The organism is Flavobacterium agrisoli (assembly GCF_016522065.1).
Classification (GTDB): domain Bacteria; phylum Bacteroidota; class Bacteroidia; order Flavobacteriales; family Flavobacteriaceae; genus Flavobacterium; species Flavobacterium agrisoli.
This window is the reverse complement of record NZ_JAEHFV010000011.1, coordinates 1-6,880: the sequence shown is the minus strand read 5'-3', so window position 1 is coordinate 6,880 and position 6,880 is coordinate 1. Positions and strand designations below refer to the sequence as shown.

The following is a 6,880-nucleotide window of genomic DNA, read 5'->3' as shown; positions in this document are numbered from 1 at the left end:
GCTTTATCAGGCTTGTAGTACTGCAAAAATTAGCTTTTTTTGAGGAAGAAACGAGGTTTTTTCACAGCCTGACGTTCCCGCGCTACAAGCAGTTTGGGATTAAATTAAGCCCATTCTTCGGATTTGCCAAATATTCCAAATACAAGACCAACTTTCTATTAAGCCAAATTCCCAAATTGCTTGTAGCGTGTGTTAGCGGTTCGGCAGTTTATTTATTCCGTGTGTCCATTCCAATTTATTCCAATTCTCTTTTCCATTTTTTAGTTTTAAATATTGTGTTCTTAAAATCTGAAAAAGTAAATCCGTTGTATTTTCGTTACTAAAACCTATAACCTAAATGAAAACCTACTCTAATAACTTGGGTATGGTCAGTTTTATCAGCATTAAATAATAATTTTCCCCAACCCGCATTCACTTCAAATATAATTCCACTTTTAGTAACCCATTTACTTCCTAAGCCCAAACCAAGGGAAAAATCAATTACATCAGAACCTTCAGTAAGTATTGAATTATTATTTGTGTCATATATTTTTTTTCCGTCAATTGAACTTAACATTCCAAATCCTTCTGCAAAGAAACCAGAAGCAAATTTCTTTCCGAAATATCTTCTATAATATGGTGATAGAGAATAATTTAAATCATCGTGTGATTTATCGTTATTGAATACTGTAAATACAGAAACACCTAATGAAGAATTTTTGTTCAAGTTCCTTTCGTAAGTTCCTTCAAGTGCACCAGTCAAAGGTAATATGACGTTTAATTTCAATTCATTCTTTTTCGTATTTTCAGAGTTGTCATTTTGTGCATTAACAGCAAAAAGCGAAAATAACATTGCAGTAATTAAGTACTTTTTTTTCATAATATATTTGTTGATTATCGAGGACAAACATATAATAATTTGCTTTGCTATGTGTTAATAAAACCTATGACCTAAGTTAATTTTAATACAATTTTTCTCTATAAAAACAAATTTTATTTTTATACGCTTTCACTGCTGACCGCTAACGTTCTCGCGCCTTGCGCGGTTTGCGACTTACGAAGACGAGTATTTTCGGCTAAACGAAAATACGATTAAAAACGGTAATTCCACTAAATTCGCAAATGGCGCAAGACGTGTGTTGGCAGAAGTACATTTTTAGTTATTTATTTTCGGCTTTAAATATTCATAAAGAAATTCAGTTGCTTCTTCTTCATTTTTGAAATATTTTATGTCATTTCTTTCGCCACGCTCAAAATGATAACAAACAAATAAACCTCCAATAATTTCTAAACCTAAACCTTCATCAGTTTCATATCGATTTCCTGGAGTATATGTATTTTTAATGCCATTTTCCGACATCCAATTTTCCAATTCTGATATTGAAAATTTTTTCATTTCAATTTCTAAATCAGTTTTCTTAATCCACAATGAATTTTTAATTGGGTTATGATTTATTACTTTGAAATCGTCCAAATTATTTTCAAATAATACTAAAACTCTTCCGTCGTTAATTTCAACATCGTCAACAACTTTTCCTTTTTGTCCAATTAGTTTCCAATAATTTTCGTCATCAAATATTTTCTTCTCTGAAGTTAAAGTTCCTAAAAATGATTTCAGTTTGACTTCTGTATTTTTCTTTATTTCCGTCATTTTTTTTGTATTTCTGCCAACGTTCTGGCGCTTGGTGAGGTTGCGAACTTCGTAACCGAGTATTTTCGACTAAGATAAAATTTCTTGCGAAACGTAAACGTGAATTTACCACAAAATTCGCAATCTCGCCAAACGGCTGTTATGCCTTCGGTTTTTTATTTATTCCAATTTTCACGTTTCAATTTTCGGTTTAGCTTCCGCACCGATTTTAAGTCGGAAGTGTTTTTAAATTGGTTATTATGTCAATATATAACTTATACGTACTTATTTTTTCAATATTCGCAATAGTTTATTTTGCTATTCTTCTTTATCAATTTTCTTGGTCGACACCTTGGAATTACGCAAAGAATCAAGATTTTTACGGTTTGAAATGGAAGTATGCAATTTGGTTAGTTCCGATTCCATTTTGTCAATTCGTTGTTTTTGTTTTTCTGTATTTTCTTGATTTTTTTGGTCTTTTATGAAATTAGAAACGCTAAAACCAAAACCTATAAAAGCAAAAATAAAGATTGGCCAAAATGTATAATATTGAAATTTAGAAACATTGAAATCAAAAGTGTTTTTTCTATTTTGTTTTATTTCCTCTTTTTCTAATTTTTCAAAACCTCCTTTTTTTAAAAAAGGTTGCGCAAAAATAATTTTCGTAGAATATGTTGTAGTAATTCCAAAATAGAATTTAACTAATTCAGGATTGTGCATTTCTATTTCTTTTAATAGAATTGTAATTTCCTCAATTGAAGAATTTGGTAACACATCATTTTTAATTTCTTCAGATGAAGCGCTTTTTGGTTGATTTCCACGTTCTCTTTCAATTATATATTCTAAAATTAAATCTTTCTTTTTGCCTTCTGATATTTTCATTTTAGATTCTATTTTTAGGTTCTGTGGTAAACTGAGGCATAACGTTCTCGCGCCTTGCGCCGTTTGCGACTTACGAAGACGAGTATTTTCGGCTAAACGAAAATACGATAAAAAACGGTAATTCCACTAAATTCGCAAATGGCGCAAGACGTGTGTTGGGCGTAGTACTATATTTTTTTAGTTGCTGCATCTATTACATTCGTTACAAGATTTGGGCTTGGTGGTTCACTTTCTTTTCCATTGTAACCTGTTTGTTGATGAGAAAATATTGCTTGAGTTGCTTGCACCAATAATTTATCATTTCCATCATCAGATTTTGCAGTATTTAATAAGCTTAACGTTGATTTAAGAGCATTTCCTTTGTGCATATTTATAATTTTGTTATGCATTTGTGCATTATAATTTTTGACACAAAATATGATTGCATAAATGAAAATAGAATATAAAAATATTTTAGTGATAAGAAATTTATAATATGAAAAGTAGATTGTTTTGACTGTTATATCGTCAATATTTTTTCCTTTTTCTGACATTTGTTTTTTAATATTTAAAGCAATATCAGAAAGGTTGTTATTTGAATCTAAACTGCAAAAAAGAAAGATAAGTAAACAGCTAATCAAAATCCCTGTTATTATTGCCCAAATTGTTGCAGCTTTCTTGTTGCTTTCTGCTTCAAATTGAAAATCTAATTGCTTATCAGCAATTTCCAATTTTGTTTTAAATTCATCGAACTTTTTTTCTTCATTAATTAAATTTTCTCTTTCATTTTGCAATTCAATCCGTAATTTTCTAATTTCATTTGCTTCAGAATCAATTTTCTTCTTTTCATTTTCAATTTCTTTTCTAGCGTTATTAATTAACTCATTTTTTTCTTTTTCAGTTATTAATGAAAAATCATTCATAGAAAGTTGTAAATCTTGAATTAGTGTTGATGCTAAACTCTTAAATTCGGTTACTGAAGTATGGAAACCATTACGTGAAGTAGGTTTACTATTAATATTTGTTAATGTTTTAGTATATTCTGCTTTTGAATTAAAAAATTTTTGGATATATAAACTCAATTTATTTTTAGTGTCAATTAAGATGTCAATACTCATATTATTTTCACTTGAAATGCTATCTTCAAGTTGATTTACAATATCTTCTAATTTTTGTATTATTTCGTTCATTTAGTTTTTTTAATGTAATTTTTCCTGCGTGTATGCGTATTACGCCCAACGTTCTCGCGCCTTGCGCCGTTTGCGACTTACGAAGACGAGTATTTTCGGCTGAACGAAAATACGATTAAAAAACGGTAATTCCACTAAATTCGCAAATGGCGCAAGACGTGTGTTACCAGCAGTTTTTTTTAAAACGGTAAGTCTTCTGGTTCTTCAGCTTTCACTTTTGCGATATATTCTAAATGATTTTTATCAATATTTTCCGTTATTATATTTATTACGTTTTCAGGTAAGTCGAGTAGATGATTACTAATTTCCTCTTTAATTTTTAATTCTTTAGGATTGTTAGAACTAGTAAGTGCTGATACTTCTGTAAAACCTCGTAATTCAAATCTTTTTAATATTGATGGATAGTTTCTTGATAATTTGTTGTCAATTTCATTAATTAATTCCCATTCTCTAATATTATCAATTTCGTTTTGTTCTTGCCAACCAGTCATTAATTTAAACCTTCCAGTTTCAATTATGTAATGTAATAAAATAAGTTCGTCATCTTTTAACTTTTTTAAGGTTATTAAGCTTGTAAACTTTGTATATAAGTCTGTATTTTTTACAGAAATTACTTTCAAAGGTTCTATTGCAGTTTCCACTATTTTATGTTCTTCTTTAGCAACTAATTTTTCTTGTTGTATTACTTTATTCAATAATGGCTTTAAGATTTCAGTTTTAAAATCATTAACTTCACTTATAAACTTTTTTACACTTTGAGAAATTATAATATGACTTTTTGATATTTCAAAGTCTTCTGAAATTAATTGTAAAAATGATAATATTCTTTCTTCATCATTAATATAAAATCCTATTTCTCGTGGGTCTAATGCGCCACTTTGAAATTCTTTACTAGATAGATTAAAGTTAGGAGTAAAAATTGCTGCGTGTTTATTCTCAATTATCCAAGCAGCACCCATTTCATTTAAGCAAGCAATACTTTGATAATATTCTTCCGACAATAAATAAATTACAAATGGTTTTTCTGTAATTTGAGATTTTAACCAATTAAAAATATTTTGACCAATAGGAATTCCATATGCGGTATTACTTGTAAAGATTATTTCGTCCTCTTTTATTCCAATATTTCTTAATAAATCTACTAGTTTATCACCATATAATTTATTTTTTGATGAATGTGAGATGAATATTTTCATTTATATATTTTCTGTTTTTGACACATATTTTTCGATTTTGTGCGAAAATTGCTGGTAACGTTCTGGCGCTTGGCGAGGTTGGGGAATAAAGATGCGAGATTTTTCGGTTAAACACAAATTTTCCAAATACAAAACCAACTTTCCATTAAGCCTAAAACCCCAATCTCGCCAAACGGCTGTTATGCGATGTTTTTTTATACTTCTACAATTTCGATTATAGAATCTAACTCTAAAAAGCTGGTCAAATTTTCTGGAATCAAATCAACTTCAAAATCTTCAATTTCTTGGAGAAGATTCCATATACTTAAACTGTTTTTATCATCACTTTCGTAACCAATCACTCCTTCAAGTTTTGGAATATTAAAATGAATTTTTTCTATTCCTGCATTTTTTAATAAATTAAAATTTGTCGTAATTATTCCTTTTGAAGTAGCGTTTCTATTTTCAATTCCATCAAACAAATATAAATCACTCTGTTGTAATGCATTTAGTTCTTCAAACTGATTCAATTCTTCTATAATATTGATTTCCATATCTAAATCATTTATTAAGAAATAATCTAATCCAAAATGCTTACACAATTTTAGTAAGTACAAGGCTGTGGCTTTTCCGTGATGTGGTAGAATAGAAATATTTCTGAAGTTTAAGTATGCTTTAGAAAAGTTAGAATCTCCAGTAATATCATAGATTATTTTTTCAAAGGCGTAGTTATAACAAAGTAAGTCATTCGGACCTTCTACAAGAATTACTTTTCTGCTGAACAGAATTTTATTTAGATTTGGTTCAATGGATTTTATATAACTGTTAAAATTATTTATCTGGACAATATTCTCAAAATTTGGTTCTTCCTCTGTATTATTGTATTTACAGACTGTTCTCTTTTCAGTTTCGTCAAACTCTAGTCTTATAATACTTTTAGTGTCAAATATATCAATCATTTTGTCTGAATGAGTTGTGTATATAACTTGATGACCTTTATTAGCTAACGGACACAAAACCATTTTGTAAAAATATTCTTGATGGTTTTCATGTAAAAAACTCTCTGGTTCTTCAAATAAGAATATACATTTGTCTTCAGTATTTGTTTCGGCAATTGCTTGAATAACTGCCATTACAAACATAGAAATGAAACCATCTCCAAATTGCTCTATCGGTATTAAATTTTCAGAATTTCCATTTAATCCAATTTTAAATAACATTTGTAAAAATATATCTTCATAATTAGGCAATCCAAATTCAACATGACAATCATTGTTTCTTAAATTGGCACTATAATTAACCCTAATTTTTTCAATGAAATTTTGGAGAAGTGAATCTCTTAATACATTTTCCGTAGCTTCTTTAGTCTGTCTGTCAAATTCTTCTTTTTTATCAACCAAGACAGAATCCGTTTCAACTAATTTATGAATATGTTTTGCTAAGAATGAAGATAAATTTCCCCAACTGGTTTTCTTAGTCTTTATTTCTTCTTTTATGTTGTGAAAATTAATGTAGAAAACATTATAATATTTTAACGCCCCAAATGATTGCCAATTTTCTTGTTGTCCCGTTGGGTCGGTACTTCTAAATTTAGCACCCTCAATTTCAATTCCATCTATTTGTATTTCTAATTGCTGATAACCGTTTAAATTAGCTTGCTTGCCATCGTATTTATTTTCAATTGAACTTTCTAATAAAATCCCAATATGTGGGACATTTTCAATTTGTCGGTTATAAAAGTCATTAATTGAGAAAGTCTCTTTTGTTGTGTATTTATAACCAATAGAGTATAATATTGCATTTAGCATATTTGTTTTTCCACTATTGTTATATCCGATAATTGAAATAGGTTTTAAGTATTTTTTATTGGGAAAATTAAAAACTACACGTTCATTAAATGATCTGTAATTTCCAATCAATAACTTCTTGATTCTTAATTCTGACATAGTTTTGGTTTAAAATATCGCATAACGTCAGACTGTGAAAAAACGCCACCGCCTGCAAAACAAATATAGATTTTTATTTATCTCATAGGGATAAAAATC

The 6,880-nt window shown here is 28.9% G+C and carries 6 protein-coding genes; all 6 read right to left on the bottom strand.

From position 1 onward, the window contains the following. Positions 1–319: 319 nt before the first annotated feature. The 6 genes from I5M07_RS15865 to I5M07_RS15840 all read right to left on the bottom strand — a co-directional run bounded on the left by I5M07_RS15865 (position 320) and on the right by I5M07_RS15840 (position 6,781). Positions 320–859: a DUF3575 domain-containing protein gene (locus tag I5M07_RS15865; protein WP_200107434.1), complete on the bottom strand. Its 540-nt coding sequence runs from the start codon at positions 857–859 to the stop codon at positions 320–322. A 276-nt stretch (positions 860–1,135) separates the two neighbouring features. Next, positions 1,136–1,630, bottom strand: coding sequence for a hypothetical protein (locus I5M07_RS15860; protein WP_200107433.1), 495 nt, complete (start codon positions 1,628–1,630; stop codon positions 1,136–1,138). Positions 1,631–1,927: 297 nt separating this feature from the next. After that, positions 1,928–2,491 carry a hypothetical protein gene (locus I5M07_RS15855; protein ID WP_200107432.1) on the bottom strand — a complete coding sequence of 188 codons (564 nt, stop codon included), beginning with the start codon at positions 2,489–2,491 and terminating at the stop codon, positions 1,928–1,930. Between the two features lie 167 nt (positions 2,492–2,658). Further along, positions 2,659–3,660 (bottom strand): hypothetical protein, encoded by a 1,002-nt coding sequence (locus I5M07_RS15850; protein WP_200107431.1) that lies wholly within the window; start codon positions 3,658–3,660, stop codon positions 2,659–2,661. 179 nt (positions 3,661–3,839) lie between these two features. Beyond that, positions 3,840–4,856, bottom strand: a complete 1,017-nt coding sequence (locus tag I5M07_RS15845) for a toll/interleukin-1 receptor domain-containing protein (RefSeq protein ID WP_200107430.1) — start codon at positions 4,854–4,856, stop codon at positions 3,840–3,842. Positions 4,857–5,050: 194 nt separating this feature from the next. Continuing rightward, a complete protein-coding gene (locus tag I5M07_RS15840) occupies positions 5,051–6,781 on the bottom strand; it encodes an ATP-dependent nuclease (protein ID WP_200107429.1) in 1,731 nt (576 codons plus the stop codon). Positions 6,782–6,880: the final 99 nt, after the last annotated feature.

Excerpts from the sequence above, each read along its gene's own strand:
- I5M07_RS15860 (WP_200107433.1), bottom strand. The coding sequence starts at position 1,630 with ATGACGGAAATAAAGAAAAATACAGAAGTCAAACTGAAATCATTTTTA.
- I5M07_RS15865 (WP_200107434.1), bottom strand. The coding sequence starts at position 859 with ATGAAAAAAAAGTACTTAATTACTGCAATGTTATTTTCGCTTTTTGCT.
- I5M07_RS15850 (WP_200107431.1), bottom strand. The coding sequence starts at position 3,660 with ATGAACGAAATAATACAAAAATTAGAAGATATTGTAAATCAACTTGAA.
- I5M07_RS15845 (WP_200107430.1), bottom strand. The coding sequence starts at position 4,856 with ATGAAAATATTCATCTCACATTCATCAAAAAATAAATTATATGGTGAT.
- I5M07_RS15840 (WP_200107429.1), bottom strand. The coding sequence starts at position 6,781 with ATGTCAGAATTAAGAATCAAGAAGTTATTGATTGGAAATTACAGATCA.
- I5M07_RS15855 (WP_200107432.1), bottom strand. The coding sequence starts at position 2,491 with ATGAAAATATCAGAAGGCAAAAAGAAAGATTTAATTTTAGAATATATA.